The organism is Stenotrophomonas sp. Steno-Z4 (genome assembly GCF_056393145.1).
The window spans coordinates 18,175-35,508 of the sequence record NZ_JBWJPC010000011.1 but is presented as its reverse complement, the minus strand read 5'-3'; the positions used below and the strand labels follow the sequence as shown (position 1 = coordinate 35,508).

Below are 17,334 nucleotides of genomic sequence, written 5' to 3'. Positions count from 1 at the left end.
GCCACCGCCGGCCCAGCGCAGATACGTTCGCAGACCAGGGCTTTGGCTTTGGCCTTGGCGTTACGCGGTAGTCGGCGTACCGTCGCCCGCATTCCCAGCCGGCTCACGCGCACGACGCGGCTGCTGCTGTTGATTCTGGCGCTGCCCACGCGGTGGCCGACCATTGCCGTTGTTGCCCGGATTACCTTCGCCGGCCGGACGCCGTGCTTGCGGACGCGGCGGTGCAACCGGCTTGGGCACATCGCGGCCCGGCACCTGCACCACGCGCAGTTCTTCGGTGTCCAGCTGCAGTGCCGTGAGCTTGCCGCCCCACACTGCGCCGGTATCGATCGCATGCACGCCCTGGGTGATCGTCAGGCCCAGCGCCGACCAGTGGCCGCACACGATCTTCAGATCGCGCTCGACCCGGCCCGGTACCTCGAACCAGGGATACAGCCCCTGCTCCTGCGTGCCCGGCGTGCCCTTGTCCTCGATCCCGATCCGCCCGCGCGGCGTGCAGTAGCGCATGCGCGTGAGCAGGTTGATGATCGCCCGCGAACGGTCGTAACCGGCCAGCCCGGGCGACCAGCCCGGCTTGTCGCCGTACATGTTGCGGAACAGCTTGCGGTAGCCGCTGCCGTGCAGCTGCACCTCCACCTCGCGTGCGTGCTTCTCGGCCAGCTGCGTGGTCCACTTCGGGGCCAGGCCCGCGTGCACCATCATCCAGCCGAGCTCACGGTCCACGTGCACCAGCTTCTGCAGGCGCAGCCATTCCAGGAGTACGTCGCGGTCCTCGGCCTGCACGATCCGCAGCAGGTCCGGATTGACCTTGCGCTGCTCTTCCTCGGTGCGCGCACCGACGGCCAGCAGCGACAGATCATGGTTGCCCAGCACCACCACGCTCTGATCGCGCAGCGAATGCACCAGCCGCAGCGTTTCCAGCGACTGGCCGCCCCGGTTGACCAGGTCGCCGCAGAACCACAGTTTGTCCACCGCCGGGTCGAAGCGGATCTTCTCCAGCAGACGCTGGGTGACGTCGTAACAGCCCTGCAGGTCGCCGATGGCCCAGACACTCATGCGTGCGCCTCCATCAGTGCAGCGTGCGCGGAATGGTCAACACGAAGGGCGCGATCGGGGCGGCGAACTCGGTGCCATCGTCGGCCACCATGTCGTAATGCCCCTGCATCGTGCCGTGTTCGGTTTCCAGCATGACACCGGAGGTGTAACGGAAGTCTTCACCCGGGCGCAGCCGCGGCTGCTCGCCGATTACCCCATCGCCGTCCACGTGCTCCACCCGGCCGTTGCCGTCGGTGATCCGCCAGTGGCGGGCCACCAGCCGCGCGGCCACGCGGCCGGCGTTATGGATGCGGATCGTGTAGGCAAACGCAAAACGCCCGTCCTCGGGCGTGGACTGGTCATCGAGGAAGCGCGGGGCGACCTCGACCGAGATCGCATAGTGTGCAGCGTCGTTCATGCAGGCAGTTTAGAGGGAGTTTCAATCTTCCGCGCGCGGCACGTTCGCCAACGCGATGAACTGCGCCACTTCCAGCTGCTCGGCGCGCGCATCGCTGCGCACCCCGGCCGCTTCGAACTGCTCGGGCGTCACCACCCCATTCAGTGCGTTGCGCAGCGTCTTGCGGCGCTGGCCGAAGGCGGCACGAACCACGTCCGCGAAGCGACGGTGGTCGATGATGCCCACCGTGTCGGGATCGCGCGGCACCAGCCGGACCACGGCCGAATCGACCTTCGGCGGCGGACGGAACGCGCCCGGCGGCACCACGAACAGCGAGGTCACCTTGCACCACGCCTGCAGCATCACGCTGAGCCGGCCGTAGACCTTGCTGCCCGGCGCGGCTGCCATGCGGTCCACCACTTCCTTCTGCAGCATGAAGTGCATGTCGCGGATCGCCGCCGCATGTTCCATCGCGTGGAACAGGATCGGTGAGGAGATGTTGTAGGGCAGGTTGCCTACCAGCCGGATCTGGCCGTCGCCGGCCAGTTCGGTGAAGTTCACCTGCAGCACGTCGCGGTGGATGATGGTGAGTTCGCCCAGCGGCTCAGCGGCGGCGGTCAACGGCGCGATCAGGTCGCGATCGAATTCGATCACGGTCAGGCGCGGGTGGCGGCGCAGCAACGGCAGGGTGATGGCGCCCTGGCCCGGGCCGATCTCGACCAGGCGGTCGTCGTCTTTCGGGTTGACCGCCAGGACGATCTTGTCGATGTAAGTGCGATCGGCCAGGAAGTGCTGGCCCAGCTGCTTTTTGGCCGGCGCGGTAAACCCGGCGGCCGAGGGGGAATGCGGGGAAGTCATGGCACCAGTGTACGTTGGCGCGCCAGCCGGGCACACCACTGCGTGGCGGCGAGCAGGCTGGACGGGTCGGCGGTGCCGCGCCCGGCCAGGTCCAGCGCGGTGCCGTGGTCAACCGCCACGCGCGGGTAGGGCAGGCCCAGGGTGATGTTCACTGCCTGCTCGAAACCGCTGTATTTGAGCACCGGCAGGCCCTGGTCGTGGTACATCGCCAGCACCGTGTCGAACCCGGCCAGCTTCTGCGGCAGGAAGGCGGTATCGGCCGGCAGCGGGCCGATCAGGTCCATCCCTTCAGCGCGCAGCCGCGCGAGCAGCGGAATCACCAGGTCCAGTTCTTCACGGCCCAGGTGCCCGTCTTCGCCCGCATGCGGGTTCAGCCCGAGCACGGCGATCCGCGGCGCGGCAATGCCGAATGCCCCACGCAGCGCACCGTGCACGATCCGCAGCGTGCGCGCCAGGCCGTCCGCCGTGATCGCATCGGCCACCGCGCGCAGCGGCAGGTGGGTGGTGGCCAGCGCCACCCGGACGATGTCGTTGGCCAGCATCATCACCACCTCCACCCCGGCCTGGTCGGCCAGCAGTTCGGTGGTGCCGCTGTAGGCGATCCCGCCCTGGTTGATGACCGCCTTGTGCACCGGGCCGGTGACCACCCCGTGCAGCTGGCCGTCCAGGCAGGCCTGGCCGGCCTGCAGCAGGGCGCCGATCACCGCGCCGGCGTTGGCCGGGTCGGCCTGGCCGAAGCGTGAGGGGGCCGCATTGCGGACCTCGCGCAACGGCAGATCGCCCGGCTGGCGGGCGATGGCATCTTCAGGAAGCAGGTTCAATGGCAGCGACAGCGCCGCTGCGGCCGCCCGCAAGGTATCCGGGTCGGCGAAGGCCAGCAGCCGGCAATCGGTGCGCGGCTGCTGGATCAGGCGAAGACAGAGTTCAGGACCGATCCCGGCGGGCTCGCCCGGTACCAGAGCGAGCTGCGGGATCATTGCCAGTGCCTCAGGGCTTGGTCGCGGCCGGGGCCGGAGCAGTGGCCGGGGCCGCTGCCGGGGTGCGCAGGTCCACGTAGGCTTCGCCGCGCAGTTCCTGCAGGTAGCGGTTGTACTCTTCTTCCAGCTTGCGGCGGCCGATCGTCTCGCGGATCTGGGCGCGCTTGTTGTCGGTGCCCGAATCGGTCTGGCGGGTCGCCACGCGCTGCACGATGTGCCAGCCAGCGTCGGTGCGGAACGGCTGGCTGACGCCACCGTCGCTCAGGCCGGTGACCTGCTTGCCGAAGTCCGGGCCGAACGCGTCAGCCGGGAACCAGCCCAGATCGCCGCCCTGGCCCTTGCTGTTGGTGTCCTCGGACGAGGCCTTGGCTTCGGCCTCGAAGTCGGCGCCGCCGGCGATGCGTGCACGGATCGAGTCGATCTTGGCCTTGGCGGTGGCGTTATCCTGCTGGTCGTTGACCCGGATCAGGATGTGCCGGCCGTGGTATTCGGTGATGGTCTGGCCGGTGGTGGCGGCACTGGCGTCGCGCACTTCCACCAGCTTGAGCAGCTGGAAACCGCTCGGGCCGCGCAGCGGACCGACAACGTCGCCGGCCTTCATGCCGCTCATCATCTTCGCGAACGCGCCCGGAATCTCATCCAGGGAACGCCAGCCCAGGTCGCCGCCTTCCAGCGCGTTGGGGCTGTCCGAGTACCGGACGGCGGCCGCGTTGAAGTCCAGCTCGCCCTTGTCCAGCAGGCCCTTCACGCCGTCGACCTTCTGCTGGCCGGTGGCGATCTGCTCGGCCGTCGCGCCTTCGGGGAGGGCGATCAGGATGTGGGCCAGGTGGTACTGGGTGCCTGCCGTGGCTTCCTGCTTCAGCGCGGCATCCACTTCACCCTCGCTGACGCTGATGCGGCTCTGGGCGAAACTCTGGCGCAGGCGCTGCACGGTGATTTCATCGCGGACCGAGCTGCGGAAGTCGTTGAAATCCACGCCATCGGCGGCCAGGCGCTGGCGCAGGGCGTCCAGGTTGGAACCGTTCTGCTGGGCAATCGCGTTCAGGGCCTGGTTGAGCTCCTGGTCGCTGACCTTGATGCCACTGCCTTCGGCGCGCGTGACCTGCAGCTTGACCAGCACCAGGCGCTCGAGCACCTGGCGGCTGAGCACATCATCCGGCGGCAGCTGGCCTTCGCGGCCGGCGTACTGGGCCTTGATGTTCACGATGGCGCGGTCCAGCTCGCTCTGCAGCACGACATCCTCGTCGACGATGGCGGCGATGCGGTCCAGCGACTGGCTCTGCTGGGCCAGCACCTGCAGCGGCGCGGAAACGGTGCTGACCGCGATCAGGGAGGCGAGTAGGACGGGGAAGGTCTTGGTCATGGGATCAGATTGGGATCGTAGTCTTCGCGCGTGGGGGCGCCCGTGTTGGCGGGCGGCACGAGATAGAGGTCGTCTCGGTAGTACCCGAGAATAGCACGGCGCAAAGTGCGGTCCGTATTCTGGCCGATGGAGCTCAGGCCCTTCAGCACGAACTCGATCTGGAAGGAATTGTTCAGCTCACCTTCGCGGTTGCGCACGTAACGGCGGGCCAGTGCGCGGACCGCCAGGCAGCAGCTGTCCCACTGCACGCCGCCGATGATTTCCAGCGGCGCCTTGTCTTCGATGGAGTAGTAATAGCGCCCCACCAGGCTCCAGGTCTGGTTGATCGGGTACAGGAAGGACAGGTCCACCTGCTCCAGCAGGGTGCGTTCTTCCTTGGTCGCCGTCGCCGGGGCGGCCGTGTTGAGACGGTGGCGGTAGGTCAGGTTGACGATGCCGTCGTTGGACATCAGGTAGCGCGCGCGCACGCTGGCCAGGTCCTCGCGCTTGTACTTGGGATCCCACTGGTAGGTGGCGCCCAGGTTCCAACGGTCGTTGATGGCGTAATTGGTATCGGCGATCCAGGCCGACTTGCCCTGTTCCACCTGCGAGGTGGTGCCCGGCAGGGTCACCCGCGAATCGTCGAAATACAGGATCTGGCCGATGCTGGCGGAGAAGCGCTCGCGGCCGGTTTCCTGGTTGATGAAGCGGGTACTCAGCGCCATGGTCAGCTGGTTGGCGTCGTTCTGGCGGTCCGCACCGGTGTAGCGCGAATCGCGGAACAGCTGGCCCCAGCTGAAGGTGAAGTCGCGCGTATCGAAGATCGGCAGATCGCTCTGGTCGCGGTAGGGCGTGCGCAGGTAGAACAGGCGCGGCTCCAGCGTGTGCAGGTAAGAGGTGCCGCCGATGGTGGTCTCGCGGTCGAAGAACATGCCTGCGTCGAGACTGGCGATCGGCACGCCGCGGTGCGGCGAGGTGTTGCCACGCAGCTGGTCGGGGGTGAGCGTGCCCAGATCGACATTTGCGTCGGTCAATGCCTGCAACCGGGTCTGGTCGGCCAGTCCACGGTCCAGTTCATACCCGGTGTAGCGGTACGCCAGGGTCGGGGTGACATACCAGGACGCGCCGGCGAACGGGAAGGTGACGTAAGGCTTTACATCCAGCCGCGAACCGTTGAAGTACGGGGTGACCACGCCATTGCGGATGTATTCGCCGTCAGCATCCACGACCTTCTGGTCGACGTCGTCATGGGTGAAGTGCACCGCCTCGGCGTACACCCCCACTTCCAGCCACGGCAGCAGCGGCTTGTCCCAGGTGGCGAACAGGCGCGGCTGGCGGGAGTAGGGCAGCGACGCGTCGGTCAGCGTGTAATCGGTGTTCTGCCAGTAGTCGGCCATCAGCCCGGCCGTCCAGTTCTCACCGGTACCGTAGATGCCGACCTGGCTCTGCAGGCTCGAGGTGGTCACCCCCAGCAGCTTGCTGGAGAAGTCCTCGGTGTACCGCTCGTCACTGACCCAGGCGATGTTGGCGCGGGCCTGCCAGTGCGGGTCGATGTTGTGGTAACCCTGGTATTCGACCTGGCCGCGGTCGCGGTCGCGGTCGCGCAGCTTGTCATTGGGCAGGTAGGCGGTCTGCAGTTCGCCACGGCCGCCGTCGTACAGATAGCGGAACTCGTTGTCGAGCATCAGGCCGCGCTTGCTCATGTAGCGCGGGGTCAGGGTGTCGTCGTAGTTCGGCGCCAGGTTGAAGTAGATCGGCTGGGCATAATCGAAGCCGTTGCGGCCGGACATGCCCAGCTGCGGGTAGAGCAGGCCGGTCTGGCGGCGGTCGTCGATCGGGAACTTGAAGTACGGCGCCCACAGCACCGGCACGTTGCCGATGCGCAGCACCGCGTTGCGGGCGGTGCCGAAGCCTTCGTCATTGTCCACGTCGATCTGCGGCGCCGACAGTTTCCACACCGGCTGCGAGGGGTCGCAGGTGGTATAGGTCGAGCGGTGCATCTGGCCCACCGAACCCTGCAGGTCGATCGAGTCTGCGCCGCCATGGCCGCGCCGGTCCACCAGCTGGTACTGGATGTCGCTGATCTTGTGGGTGTCCGATTCCTGGTTGCCTTCGGCGCGCTTGGCCGTCATCCGGATCGACGAATCCTGGTAGCGCACATTGCCTTCGGCGATGTAGTTGCCACTTTCGGTGTCGAAGCTCAGGTGGTCGGTGCCCAGGAACTGGTCGCCACGCTTCAGCGCCACGTTGCCCTGGTATTGCGGCACGGTGCTGGTACCGCTAAGCGCGTCGCCTTCGATATCGGTGGGTTGCTGGTCGCGGGTTTCGGCCGCGGCCTTGTCCGCCACAGGGGCGTCCTGGAAGGCGGGCAGGACATCGGTCACCGGGCACAGGCCCCAGTTCACCGGTTTGTCGTCGGCCATGGCCGGCAGGCAGATGGCGATGCTCAGGGGGAGGGGCAGCAGGCGGAGGGCTCGGCGCACGCGGGATTCGGATTCGGACGAAAACGGATCGTAGCTTGCCCCATCCCTTGCATAGGGGCAATGAAGGCTTGCTGCAGCCAAGGGTTCAGGTTCATCTCACAGCAGCGCGCCTACGTGCGCGACGGAGCATTCGGCAAGCGCCTGCAGGTCGTATCCGCCCTCCAGCATGGAGACCATGCGGCCGCCGCCATGGCGACGGGCCAGCCGGCGGAGCTCGGCGGTGATCCAGGCGAAATCCTCGGTTTCCAGCATCAGGTCGGCCTGCGGGTCGCGCAGGTGGGCATCGAAACCGGCCGAGACCAGCAGCAGCTGCGGGCGGAAATCGTCGATGGCCGGCAGCATCTCGTCGGCCCAGGTGTTGCGGAAGCGGAAGCTGCCGCTGCCCGGTGGCAGCAGGATGTTGAGCAGGTTGCCCGCGCCACGGTCGCGGCGCAGGCCCGAGTTGGGGAACAGCCCGGCCTGGTGGGTGCTGTAGTAGGCCACGCGCGGGTCGGCCACGAAGATGTCCTGGGTGCCGTTGCCGTGGTGGACGTCGAAATCGACCACCGCGATCCGCTCCAGCCCATAGCGGTCGCGCGCGTACGCGGCCGCGATGGCGATGTTGTTGAAGAGGCAGAACCCCATCGCCGTGGTCGCGGTGGCGTGGTGGCCGGGCGGGCGCACCGCGCAGAACGCCACCGGATCCCCGCCCAGCATCACGGCATCCACCGCAGCCACGCCGGCGCCGGCGGCATGCAGGGCGGCGCTGGCCGAACCGGGCGAGGTCATCGTGTCCATGTCGATCAGGCGCAGCGGTTCGGTCTGTGGTGCCAGCACCAGGTCGATCAGCGCGCTGTCGTGCACGCGCGCCAGTTCGCCGAACTTGGCCGGCGGCGCCTGCCGCCAGTCCAGCTGGTCGGGGTAGGTGGCACGCAGGGCATCGAGCACCACCTGCAGGCGTTCGGGGCATTCGGGGTGGCCGCGCCCGGGATCGTGTTGCAGACAGGCGGGATGGGTGAAAACCAGCATGCGGACGGGGTTCCGGGGCGGGGGCGGCTCAGCCGTGGCGGCGGGTATGCTGCCAGAGGACCTCGCCGTGGCCGTCGGCGCGGGCGAGCACGCGGGCCAGCACGAACAGCAGGTCCGACAGCCGGTTGAGGTAATGCAGCGCTTCGGCGCGCACCGGCTCCTGGCGGGCCAGGGTGACGGTTTCGCGCTCGGCGCGGCGCACGATGGTGCGGGCCAGGTGGCAGCGTGCGGCGGCTTCGCCGCCACCGGGCAGGATGAATTCCTTCAACGCGGGCAGGTCGGCGTTGTAGTGGTCCAGGTGGCGCTCCAGCGCCGCCACATCGCCCGCCTGGATTGCCGCATGGCCGGGAATGCACAGCTCGCCGCCCAAGTCGAACAGCTGGTGCTGCACGGTGGTGAGCAGGGCGCGCACGTCATCGGGCAGCGCCACCGCGAGCAGCACGCCGAGCGCCGAATTGGCCTCGTCCACGCTGCCGAAGGCGTTGACCCGTGCCGCATCCTTGGCCACCCGGCTGCCGTCGCCCAGGCCGGTGCTGCCGTCATCGCCAGTGCGGGTGTAGATGCGCGACAGCCGGTTGCCCATGCGTGCCGGACTCAGTGCAGCGCGTCGCGGCGGGCGTGCAGCAGCTTGACCACCTGTTCGGTGGCCAGCTGCAGCGCGGCGGCCAGGCCGACGTAGATCGCGGCGGTGCGCAGGTAGGGCAGGAACCAGTCCGCATAGTTGCGTGCCCAGCCCTGCAGCGTGGGGGCGGCGACCACGTCGCTGGTCCAGTAGAAGCCGCTCTGCGCGAACAGGTGGCACACCGCCACCGCCGCCAGCAGCAGCACAGAGCCCTTGGCCAGCGCGGTCCAGTCCGCGCCGTGGTAGCCCTGGCGCAGCAGCGCGCCACCGGCCCACATCGCGAAATAGGCCGGCACCAGCAGCGCGGTCCCCGGCGAGACGCAGTAGTGCTGCCAGTAGCCGATGCCGCTGGCGCGGATCACCAGCACATCGATCACGATCGCCAGCACCATCAGCAGCGGGAAGGCCCAGCGCGTCCAGCTGCGCAGGTGGAAGCCTGCAATGAAGAACACCGCCCACGACGCGTCGGGGATCGCCGCGAAGTGATTGACCCGGGTCGCCGCCATCAGCAGCACGAGCACGAACAGGATGAAGGCGCGTTGGGCGGTAGGGGTCATGTGGGCAGGCGTCGGGAGTCCAGCGTTCATTCTAGCGCCTGCCGCCACGGGGCGTAGCCGGGCCGCACGCACTATCATGGGCGGCATGAGTGAACGTCATGACGTAGTGATCGTGGGCGGCGGCCTGGTCGGCGCCAGCCTGGCCATCGCCCTGGACCGGGCCGGCCGCGATGTCGGGCTGGTCGAGATCGCGCCGCCCGGCGCGCTGCCGCCGGTGTTCGACCAGCGCAACCTCAGCTTTGCCGCCGCCACGGTCAATGCCCTGACCGCGCTGGGGGTGATGCCGCTGCTGGGCTCGGCGGTGGGGCCGATCACCCGCATCCAGGTCAGCCGCGCCGGTGATTTCGGGCGGGTCCAGATGGACGCTGCGCAGTACGATCGCCCCTGGTTCGGCCAGGTGGTGGTGGCGCGCGATTTCGGCCAGGCACTGGAGACCCGCCTGCAGGGCCTGCGCCGCCTCACCCGGTACCGGCCGGCGCGGTTCGTGCGGCTGGGCGCCACGATCGATGGCTGCCGCGAAGTGGTGATCGCCGACGATGCCGGTGAGCGCACCCTGCTGGCGCGGCTGGTGGTGGGCGCCGATGGCACCCGCAGTGGCGTGCGCGAAGCGCTGGGCATCGGGGTGGACGAACATGATTTCCAGCAGACCCTGTTCGTGGCCCGCGTCCGCTCGGCGCGCGCGCCGGACGGCACCGCGTTCGAACGCTTTACCGATACCGGTCCGACCGCCCTGCTGCCGCGGGGCGACCGCCATTACGGGGCGGTGCATGGCGTGGCCCGCGACCAGGCCGATGCGGTGCTGGCACTGGACGACGCGGCCTGGCTGGCGCGCCTGCAGCAGGCCATCGGCTGGCGCGCGGGGCGGCTGCTGGAAAGCGGCCCGCGCAGTGCCTACCCGCTGGTGCAGGTGTTGGCGCAGGGACTGGTGGGCGAGCGCGCGGTGCTGCTGGGCAATGCGGCGCAGACCATCCATCCGCTGGGCGCGCAGGGCTTCAACCTGGGCCTGCGCGATGCGCTGACCCTGGCCGAGCTGATCGAAACGGCCGACGACGTGGGCAGCGATGCGCTGCTGCAGGCGCATGTCGCGCGCCGTGAAGAGGATCGCCGCCAGACCATCGCCTTCTCCGGCGGGCTGGCACGGCTGACCAGCAATCCCGCGCCGTTGATGCGCCCGCTGCGCAGTCTCGGGCTGCTGGCAGCGCAGGCGACCTCGATGCAGTCGATGCTGGTCGGCGGTGCCATGGGCTTCCGCGGTGAGGTCCCGGCGTTGTGCCGGGGAGCCGGCGCATGAGCCGGCGCGCGCGCGATGTGATCGTGGTGGGCGGCGGCGTGGTGGGCGCCGCCTGCGCGCTGGCGCTGGCCGATGCCGGGCTGGAGGTCACCCTGGTCGAAGGCCGCGAACCGCCAGCGTGGCAGCCGCAGCAGCCGGACCTGCGGGTGTATGCGTTCGCGCCGGACAACGCGCAGCTGCTGCGTACGCTCGGCGTATGGCCGGCGGTGCTGGCCGCGCGCGCCTGCGCGTACCGGCGCATGCGGGTCTGGGACGCCGCCGGCGGTGAGGAACTGCAGTTCGATGCCGACCGCCTGGGCCGTGAGCAGCTGGGCTGGATCGTGGAAAACGACCTGCTGGTGGACCGGCTGTGGGCGGCCCTGCCGGCGGCGGGTGTGCAGCTGTGCTGCCCGGCACGGGTGGAAGGGCTCGAACAGGATGCCGACGGCGTGCGCGTGCGGCTGGAGGACGGGCGCCGGCTGGACGCCGCGCTGGCCATCGCCGCCGACGGCGCGGACTCGACCCTGCGCCGCCTGGCCGGCGTGCAGGTCAGCCGCCAGGAGTACGCGCAGCGCGGCGTGGTCGCCTACATCGATACCGAACAGGACAACCAGGCCACGGCCTGGCAGCGCTTCCTGACCACCGGGCCGCTGGCGGTGCTGCCGGCCGGCACGCACCGCAGCTCCATCGTGTGGACGCTCCCCGATGCGGAGGCCGAGCGCGTGCTGGGGCTGGACGAGGCCGCCTTCAACGCCGAGCTGACCCGCGCCTTCGGCGCCCGGCTGGGCGCGATGACCCTGGCCTCGCGGCGCGCCGCCTTCCCGCTGCGCCGCCAGCTGGCCAGTGCCTACGTGGCAGGCCGCGTGCTGGCGCTGGGCGATGCCGCGCATGTGGTGCATCCGCTGGCCGGGCAGGGCGTGAACCTGGGCCTGCGCGATGTGGCGGCGCTGCATGCCACGGTGCTGCGTGCGCAGCAGCGACGCCAGGACTGGGCTTCGCCCGACCGCCTGCGGCGCTGGGCGCGCGAACGCCGCAGCGAGAACACGGTGTCGGCCTATGGCTTTGACGCGATCAACACCATTTTCTCCAACGACGAGATGCATTTGACCCTGGCGCGTGGTTGCGCGCTGGGCAGCGTGGGCCGCCTGCCGCCACTGGTGTCGGCACTGTGGAAGCGCGCGGCGGGGCTGTAGGTTCCGGGGGATCGAAATCTGGAAGTGGGCTGGGCTGCCGTTGCGCAGACTGCGGCGCGGCTGGCGCTGTCCGGCCTCGACAGCGCGTCGCGCTTCCCATCTTCCGGAACTCCCCCATGGCACTTTCGCCCCTTGATCGTCCCCAGCAGCCTTCGTCGGCGAACCGCATGTGCGGCCGCACTCAGCGAGGCGTCTCTGGCAGCCTCGGCGTGCAGCTCACCACCATACACAACCGTGGTGTGGCGTCGAAGCCGCTGCGTGACATCCCCGAGTCCCGCGCGGTCGGCGGTGAGGTCCACACGGTAGCGCCCGTGCGGCAGGACGACGTCGATCGCGACAGTTGCCAGTACTTCGTGAAGCTGTTGCTGTCCCACAAGCAGGGTATCCCGGTCGAGCAATGCCTCGCGTTGAACCGGCGTCGCCAGGGTTGATGCGTGCGGCGGCAAGGCCCCCGCGTTGGCGCGACGAGCCCGGGATGATTGATTCTTGAAAGTGGGTGGCCCCTGCGTTTCAGCAGACTGAACGGGTCTGGAGGCGTTCCACCGTAACGGGTGCGGCGCGTCGCTCCCTTTCCCGAGGAAGAATCATGAGCATTGCCGAGGTTCTCAACCAGCTTTTCCGGCCGGCGTCGTTCAACGCTGAAAAGACCGTGCGCGCGATCGTTGCCCATCCCGAGGCGGCCGCCAGGGATTTCAATGGACTGATCACGCACATCAACAACAGGTGCCACCAGTACGGCATCGGCTGCCGGGGCGAGGATGGCCTTCGGGCGCAGGTGAACCTGGACAAATTTGCCCGCTCCAAGGGCGCCGCCGCGCCAACCGAGGGCCAGGCCAAGCTCCTTCTGAACAGCCTCAAATCCCTGCAGCGCGACCTCGAGCGCCAGCGTGGTCCGGCCCGGTTGGCCTCCGGAGCCCATGACAGCTGGAACAATGACCGCCTGAATCAGTTGAACAAAGCGCTGGAACTGACCCGCAGCCTGCAGCACTTCCGGGGGCCCGCCAAGGGCTGAGCCCTCCTCAGCGCAGCAGCCAGCGCTGCCGCGCGTCCTTCATCGCCCGGTCCAGGCCAGCACCGTGATTTCCTCACGGTCGTGGTAGAGCTGCTTGGCGCGCACGGTGAGCGGTCGCCCGGCCTGCGCTTCGAACAGCTCCAGGCACAGCCGGGTTTCGTCCCAGCGCTTCTTCATCGGCAGCTTGAGGTTGAAGATCGCGTGCCGGCACCAGCCCTCGCGGAACCAGGTGGCCATGCGCTCGGCCACGCGGCGCGGCTGCTCGACCATGTCGCAGACCATCCAGTCCAGCGGCGCCTCGGGCTGCCAGTGGAACCCATCGGCGCGCAGGTGTTCGACCAGGCCGGTCTCCAGCACGTGCTCGCGCAGCGGGCCGTTGTCCACGCTGATCACATGCATGTGCTGGCGGGTGAGCACCCAGGTCCAGCCGCCGGGGGCGGCGCCCAGGTCGGCCGAGCGCATGCCGGGCTTGACCAGCTGCTCGCGCTCGTCAGGGCTCATCAGGGTCAGCAGCGCTTCGTCCAGCTTCAGCGCCGAGCGCGACGGCGCGTCGGGCAGCAGCTTCAGGCGTGGGATGCCCAGTGCCCAGGGAGCGCTGTCGCGGGTATCGGCCACGCAGACAAACGCATGGCGACCGTCAACGAACACGACATGCAGGCGTGGCAGGCTGGTGTTGGGCTTGTCGGTGAGCAGGCCGGCCTTGCGCAGCGCCGGGCGCAGGGCATTGCCGAAGGCGCGGGCCAGGCCGGCCAGCGGCTTGCCTTCGTCCGAATCGGGATGTTCCACCCACATGTCGCCGAAGCGTTGCTGGCCGTCCAGCGCGGCCAGGATCGGGGTGATCCGGTCGGTTGGATCCAGCTCGCGCAGCTCGGCCAGCACCACCAGCTTCTGGCGGGCGAAGATCAGCGAACGCCAAGGCAACGCCTTGGACAGCGCGGCGCCCTCGTCGGTGGCGAACAGCACGTAGCCATCGTTGCGCTGCGTACGGGCGTAACCGGCGATGTTGGCGTAGGCGGCACGCTCGGCAAGTTCACCGGCCAGTTCGGGCTCGAAACCCTGCCGGCACAGGCACAGCAGGCCACTCATCGACGCACGCCTATGGCGTGGGTATCAGTAATGCGCACCGTTGATCTCCCCGTACTGGCGCAGCACTGCGCGCGCCGCGTCGCGTTCGATGTCGCGCACGACCTCGATGCCGCGCTTGTTGAGTTCGCCGATCCAGTCGGCCGGCAGCGGACCTTCATCGAACGGGGTCAGTTCTTCCACATCCTGCGCGCTGGCGCCGATGAGCAGCCGGTCGATGCCGGCCCAGATGGTGGCGCCGTAGCACTGGCAGCACGGCTGCGAGGAGGTGGCCAGGGTGATCGGCGACAGCACGTCGTTCAGGCGCGGCGTCTGCAGGCGCTGCTGGGCGAGCATGTAAGCCATGTTCTCGGCATGCGCCAGCGAGGTGCTGTGCGGCACCACGCGGTTGACGCCGGCCGCGATGACGCGGTCGTCAGGACCAAACACCACGGCGCCGAACGGGCCACCGGTTTCCGCCTCGACGTTCAGCCGCGACAGTTCGATCGCCAGGGCGACCTTGGCGGCATCGCCGGGATACGCACGGGCCAGGTCGATCTGGTCGTGGATCCAGGCGGGCAGGGTGAGGTGGACTTGCGCGTACAGCATGGGACAGGCCTTTCGAATGCGGTGGGGCTTACGCCGACCAGGTATCGCGCAGGGTGACGCTGCGGTTGAACACGGGGGCGGCGGCGGTGTGGTCGCGGCGGTCGGCGACGAAGTAGCCGGTGCGCTCGAACTGGAACGACTGTTCAGGCGCGGCGGTGGCCGCGGCCGGTTCGACGTAGCCGGTGACGGTGCGGCGCGACTCGGGGTTGAGGTAGTCGCGGTAGGTCTTGCCTTCGGACTCATCGTCCGGGTTCGGCACGGAGAACAGGCGGTCGTACAGGCGGATTTCGGCCGGCACGGCGTGCACGGCGCTGACCCAGTGGATGGTGCCCTTGACCTTGCGGTTGGCGCCTTCCATGCCGGGACGCGATTCGGGATCCAGCCAGCCGCGCAGTTCGGTGATGGTGCCGTCGGCATCCTTGATCACTTCATCGCAGCGGATGATGCCGGCGCCGCGCAGGCGCACTTCGCCACCTGGCACCAGGCGCTTCCAGCCCTTGGGCGGCACCTCGGCGAAGTCTTCGCGCTCGATCCACAGTTCGCGCGCGAACGGCACTTCGCGGGTTCCGAAGGCGTCGTCCTTGGGGTGGTTGGAGAAAGTCAGCGTTTCGGCATGGCCCTCGGGCAGGTTGGTCAGCACCAGCTTGACCGGGTCGACCACGGCCATGCGGCGCGCGGCGGCACTGTCGAGGTCTTCGCGCAGCGCGCCTTCGAGCACGCTGAAGTCGATCATCGAGTTCTGCTTGCTGATGCCCACGCGTTCGGCGAACAGGCGCATCGCGGCCGGGGTGTAGCCACGGCGGCGCAGGCCCTGCAGGGTCGGCATGCGCGGGTCTTCCCAGCCATCGACGAGCTGTTCGGTGACCAGCGCCATCAGCTTGCGCTTGCTCATCACGGTGTAGTTGATGTTCAAACGCGAGAATTCGATCTGGCGCGGCTTGGCAGCTTCGCGCGGCAGGCCGCGTTCGACCAGCGGTGCGGTCAGCGCATCGTCATGGGCGAAGTCGACGTTGTCCACGCACCAGTCGTACAGCGGGCGGTGGTCTTCGAATTCCAGGGTGCACAGCGAGTGGGTGATGCCTTCGATGGAATCGCCCAGGGCATGGGCAAAGTCGTACATCGGGTAGATCGGCCAGGCGTTGCCGGTGTTCTGGTGCTCGACGTGCTTGATGCGGTACAGCGCGGGATCGCGCAGGTTGATGTTGCCGCTGGCCATGTCGATCTTGGCGCGCACGGTGCGCGCGCCGTCGGGGAACTCACCGGCGCGCATGCGGCGGAACAGGTCCAGGTTTTCGTCCACGCTGCGGTCGCGCCAGGGCGAGGGGCGGCCGGGTTCGGTCAGGGTGCCGCGGTAGGCGCGCACTTCCTCGGCCGAGAGGTCGCAGACATAGGCCTTGCCGTCGCGGATCAGCTTTTCGGCGGCCAGGTAGTAGGCGTCGAAGTAATCGGAGGCATGCCGCAGTTCGTTCCAGGTGAAGCCCAGCCAGCGCACGTCGTCCTGGATGGCGGCCACGTACTCGGGGTCTTCCTTGGCCGGGTTGGTATCGTCGAAGCGCAGGTTGCAGACGCCGGCGAACTCACCGGCGATGCCGAAGTTCAGGCAGATCGACTTGGCATGGCCGATGTGCAGGTAGCCGTTGGGCTCGGGCGGGAAGCGTGTCTTGATCGCGGCATGCTTGCCGGCGGCCAGGTCCTCGCGGACGATCTGACGGATGAAATCCCGCTTTTCGTGGGTTTCCGGAAGGGCGTCGGTAGGGGCGGCAGTAGGCTCGGACATGATGCGCAGGCAGAAGGCAGAAAGATTGCCAGTCTAACGCGTCCCCCCGGGACGCGTTAGACGGTAGGTGCCGACCGTTGGTCGGCACTCATTCGAGCGCCAGCGTATGCTGCCCCAGAACCCCACGGGAGCCTCTCATGCACGTGATCTACCAGGCCGACAACCTGTTCGACGCCCATCTGGTCAAGCACGCGCTGGAGGCGGCCGGGATTCCGGCCTTCGTTTTCGGTGAGTCGCTGCTGGGCGGGATGGGCGAGCTGCCGCTGTTCGGGGTGCTGCGGGTCTGCGTTCCGGACCTGGCCCGCCCGAAGGCGGAGCAGATCGTGGCCGGGCTGGACTTGGGCGGGCCACAGGACGACCCCATATTTGACGGTGACGAAAGCGCCGGCCTGTTGCCGGCCTAGGAGAGCGCCATGTTGGGTATTGCCAAGGGCCTGTTGAGTATCGGGGCGTTCAAGCAGCGCCTGCCGCGCCCGGAAGAGGCGCTGCCCGGCCGCGAGCACCCGCTTCCGCTGCACAACCAGCACTATGTTAACAGCCATCCGCTCAAGGACGGCTTCGCCGGGCTGGAGCGCATCCGCTTCGCCATGGGCTGCTTCTGGGGCGCGGAGCGCAAGTTCTGGACCTTGCCGGGGGTGTATTCGACCTCGGTGGGCTATGCGGGCGGGGTGACCCCGAACCCGACCTACGAGGAAGTGTGCTCGGGCCTGACCGGGCACACCGAGATCGTGGAGGTGGTGTTCGACCCGGCGATCATCAGCCTGGGCGAGCTGCTGCAGGTGTTCTGGGAGAACCACGACCCGACCCAGGGCATGCGCCAGGGCAACGATACCGGCACCCAGTACCGTTCGGCGGTCCATGCCACGTCCCAGGCCCAGTTCGATGCGGCGTTGGCCAGCCGCGATGCCTACCAGCAGCGGCTGACCGAGGCCGGGTTGGGGGCGATCACTACCGAGATCGAATTCCCGGCGCCGGAGTACTACTACGCCGAGGACTATCACCAGCAGTATCTGGCCAAGAATCCGAATGGCTATTGCGGGATTGGTGGCACTGGGGTGAGTTGCCCGATCGGGGTTGGGGCTTAACAGCTCCTAGTTGCATTTGATGCTGGAGGTGCCGGGCGTTGCCCGGC

18 protein-coding genes are annotated in these 17,334 nt (G+C 68.4%); 6 read left to right on the top strand and 12 right to left on the bottom strand.

The window, feature by feature from the left end:
• Nucleotides 1–60: 60 nt before the first annotated feature.
• The 9 genes from AC06E7_RS18710 to AC06E7_RS18670 form a co-directional block, all read right to left on the bottom strand.
• Nucleotides 61–1,056, bottom strand: coding sequence for a symmetrical bis(5'-nucleosyl)-tetraphosphatase (locus tag AC06E7_RS18710; RefSeq protein WP_473169147.1), 996 nt, complete (start codon nt 1,054–1,056; stop codon nt 61–63).
• 13 nt (nt 1,057–1,069) lie between these two features.
• Nucleotides 1,070–1,453: a Co2+/Mg2+ efflux protein ApaG gene (apaG, locus tag AC06E7_RS18705; RefSeq protein ID WP_068849328.1), complete on the bottom strand. Its 384-nt coding sequence runs from the start codon at nt 1,451–1,453 to the stop codon at nt 1,070–1,072.
• A 21-nt stretch (nt 1,454–1,474) separates the two neighbouring features.
• A complete protein-coding gene (gene rsmA, locus AC06E7_RS18700; protein WP_478065590.1) occupies nt 1,475–2,290 on the bottom strand; it encodes a 16S rRNA (adenine(1518)-N(6)/adenine(1519)-N(6))-dimethyltransferase RsmA in 816 nt (271 codons plus the stop codon).
• Entirely contained in the window at nt 2,287–3,267 is a 981-nt protein-coding gene (gene pdxA, locus AC06E7_RS18695) for a 4-hydroxythreonine-4-phosphate dehydrogenase PdxA (protein ID WP_478065589.1), read from the bottom strand. Before pdxA ends, rsmA begins: the two co-directional genes overlap by 4 nt.
• A 10-nt stretch (nt 3,268–3,277) precedes the next feature.
• On the bottom strand, nt 3,278–4,630 hold the full coding sequence (locus AC06E7_RS18690) for a peptidylprolyl isomerase (RefSeq protein WP_093532933.1): 1,353 nt from the start codon (nt 4,628–4,630) through the stop codon (nt 3,278–3,280).
• Complete coding sequence (lptD, locus tag AC06E7_RS18685; RefSeq protein ID WP_478065588.1) at nt 4,627–7,092, bottom strand: LPS-assembly protein LptD; 2,466 nt, start codon at nt 7,090–7,092, stop codon at nt 4,627–4,629. Before lptD ends, AC06E7_RS18690 begins: the two co-directional genes overlap by 4 nt.
• Before the next feature lie 96 nt (nt 7,093–7,188).
• Complete coding sequence (locus AC06E7_RS18680) at nt 7,189–8,100, bottom strand: histone deacetylase family protein (RefSeq protein WP_093532931.1); 912 nt, start codon at nt 8,098–8,100, stop codon at nt 7,189–7,191.
• Nucleotides 8,101–8,128: 28 nt separating this feature from the next.
• Nucleotides 8,129–8,683 (bottom strand): cob(I)yrinic acid a,c-diamide adenosyltransferase, encoded by a 555-nt coding sequence (locus tag AC06E7_RS18675; protein WP_068849340.1) that lies wholly within the window; start codon nt 8,681–8,683, stop codon nt 8,129–8,131.
• A gap of 11 nt (nt 8,684–8,694) precedes the next feature.
• Entirely contained in the window at nt 8,695–9,279 is a 585-nt protein-coding gene (locus tag AC06E7_RS18670) for a hypothetical protein (protein ID WP_184124819.1), read from the bottom strand.
• Nucleotides 9,280–9,364: 85 nt separating this feature from the next.
• Here AC06E7_RS18670 and ubiH point away from each other — a divergent pair, with 85 nt between their 5' ends.
• The 4 genes from ubiH to AC06E7_RS18650 all read left to right on the top strand — a co-directional run bounded on the left by ubiH (nt 9,365) and on the right by AC06E7_RS18650 (nt 12,754).
• Complete coding sequence (gene ubiH / locus AC06E7_RS18665) at nt 9,365–10,570, top strand: 2-octaprenyl-6-methoxyphenyl hydroxylase (RefSeq protein WP_478065587.1); 1,206 nt, start codon at nt 9,365–9,367, stop codon at nt 10,568–10,570.
• Entirely contained in the window at nt 10,567–11,742 is a 1,176-nt protein-coding gene (locus AC06E7_RS18660) for a UbiH/UbiF family hydroxylase (protein ID WP_478065586.1), read from the top strand. The genes ubiH and AC06E7_RS18660 overlap by 4 nt, the downstream gene beginning before the upstream one ends.
• 116 nt (nt 11,743–11,858) lie before the next feature.
• On the top strand, nt 11,859–12,173 hold the full coding sequence (locus tag AC06E7_RS18655; protein ID WP_478065585.1) for a hypothetical protein: 315 nt from the start codon (nt 11,859–11,861) through the stop codon (nt 12,171–12,173).
• A 155-nt stretch (nt 12,174–12,328) separates the two neighbouring features.
• On the top strand, nt 12,329–12,754 hold the full coding sequence (locus AC06E7_RS18650) for a hypothetical protein (protein ID WP_093532926.1): 426 nt from the start codon (nt 12,329–12,331) through the stop codon (nt 12,752–12,754).
• Nucleotides 12,755–12,793: 39 nt separating this feature from the next.
• Here AC06E7_RS18650 and rlmM read toward each other — a convergent pair whose 3' ends face one another.
• Genes rlmM through AC06E7_RS18635 form a run of 3 tightly spaced genes read right to left on the bottom strand, consistent with a single transcriptional unit; the run spans nt 12,794 to nt 16,202 of the window.
• Entirely contained in the window at nt 12,794–13,840 is a 1,047-nt protein-coding gene (gene rlmM / locus AC06E7_RS18645) for a 23S rRNA (cytidine(2498)-2'-O)-methyltransferase RlmM (RefSeq protein WP_093532925.1), read from the bottom strand.
• 24 nt (nt 13,841–13,864) lie between these two features.
• Complete coding sequence (locus tag AC06E7_RS18640; RefSeq protein WP_095364630.1) at nt 13,865–14,425, bottom strand: nucleoside deaminase; 561 nt, start codon at nt 14,423–14,425, stop codon at nt 13,865–13,867.
• Nucleotides 14,426–14,453: 28 nt separating this feature from the next.
• Nucleotides 14,454–16,202, bottom strand: a complete 1,749-nt coding sequence (locus tag AC06E7_RS18635; RefSeq protein ID WP_210131989.1) for a glutamine--tRNA ligase/YqeY domain fusion protein — start codon at nt 16,200–16,202, stop codon at nt 14,454–14,456.
• A 137-nt stretch (nt 16,203–16,339) separates the two neighbouring features.
• Here AC06E7_RS18635 and AC06E7_RS18630 point away from each other — a divergent pair, with 137 nt between their 5' ends.
• Together AC06E7_RS18630 and msrA are read left to right on the top strand one after the other, a co-directional pair.
• Nucleotides 16,340–16,606 carry a putative signal transducing protein gene (locus AC06E7_RS18630; protein WP_478065584.1) on the top strand — a complete coding sequence of 89 codons (267 nt, stop codon included), beginning with the start codon at nt 16,340–16,342 and terminating at the stop codon, nt 16,604–16,606.
• A 30-nt stretch (nt 16,607–16,636) separates the two neighbouring features.
• Entirely contained in the window at nt 16,637–17,287 is a 651-nt protein-coding gene (gene msrA / locus AC06E7_RS18625; RefSeq protein ID WP_184125454.1) for a peptide-methionine (S)-S-oxide reductase MsrA, read from the top strand.
• The last annotated feature ends 47 nt before the right edge of the window (nt 17,288–17,334 follow it).

Coding starts and splice junctions, on each gene's coding strand:
- AC06E7_RS18650 (WP_093532926.1), top strand. CDS start 12,329: ATGAGCATTGCCGAGGTTCTCAACCAGCTTTTCCGGCCGGCGTCGTTC.
- AC06E7_RS18680 (WP_093532931.1), bottom strand. CDS start 8,100: ATGCTGGTTTTCACCCATCCCGCCTGTCTGCAACACGATCCCGGGCGC.
- rlmM (WP_093532925.1), bottom strand. CDS start 13,840: ATGAGTGGCCTGCTGTGCCTGTGCCGGCAGGGTTTCGAGCCCGAACTG.
- AC06E7_RS18635 (WP_210131989.1), bottom strand. CDS start 16,202: ATGTCCGAGCCTACTGCCGCCCCTACCGACGCCCTTCCGGAAACCCAC.
- pdxA (WP_478065589.1), bottom strand. CDS start 3,267: ATGATCCCGCAGCTCGCTCTGGTACCGGGCGAGCCCGCCGGGATCGGT.
- AC06E7_RS18710 (WP_473169147.1), bottom strand. CDS start 1,056: ATGAGTGTCTGGGCCATCGGCGACCTGCAGGGCTGTTACGACGTCACC.
- AC06E7_RS18690 (WP_093532933.1), bottom strand. CDS start 4,630: ATGACCAAGACCTTCCCCGTCCTACTCGCCTCCCTGATCGCGGTCAGC.
- AC06E7_RS18630 (WP_478065584.1), top strand. CDS start 16,340: ATGCACGTGATCTACCAGGCCGACAACCTGTTCGACGCCCATCTGGTC.
- apaG (WP_068849328.1), bottom strand. CDS start 1,453: ATGAACGACGCTGCACACTATGCGATCTCGGTCGAGGTCGCCCCGCGC.
- AC06E7_RS18640 (WP_095364630.1), bottom strand. CDS start 14,425: ATGCTGTACGCGCAAGTCCACCTCACCCTGCCCGCCTGGATCCACGAC.
- AC06E7_RS18660 (WP_478065586.1), top strand. CDS start 10,567: ATGAGCCGGCGCGCGCGCGATGTGATCGTGGTGGGCGGCGGCGTGGTG.
- rsmA (WP_478065590.1), bottom strand. CDS start 2,290: ATGACTTCCCCGCATTCCCCCTCGGCCGCCGGGTTTACCGCGCCGGCC.
- AC06E7_RS18670 (WP_184124819.1), bottom strand. CDS start 9,279: ATGACCCCTACCGCCCAACGCGCCTTCATCCTGTTCGTGCTCGTGCTG.
- AC06E7_RS18655 (WP_478065585.1), top strand. CDS start 11,859: ATGGCACTTTCGCCCCTTGATCGTCCCCAGCAGCCTTCGTCGGCGAAC.
- AC06E7_RS18675 (WP_068849340.1), bottom strand. CDS start 8,683: ATGGGCAACCGGCTGTCGCGCATCTACACCCGCACTGGCGATGACGGC.
- ubiH (WP_478065587.1), top strand. CDS start 9,365: ATGAGTGAACGTCATGACGTAGTGATCGTGGGCGGCGGCCTGGTCGGC.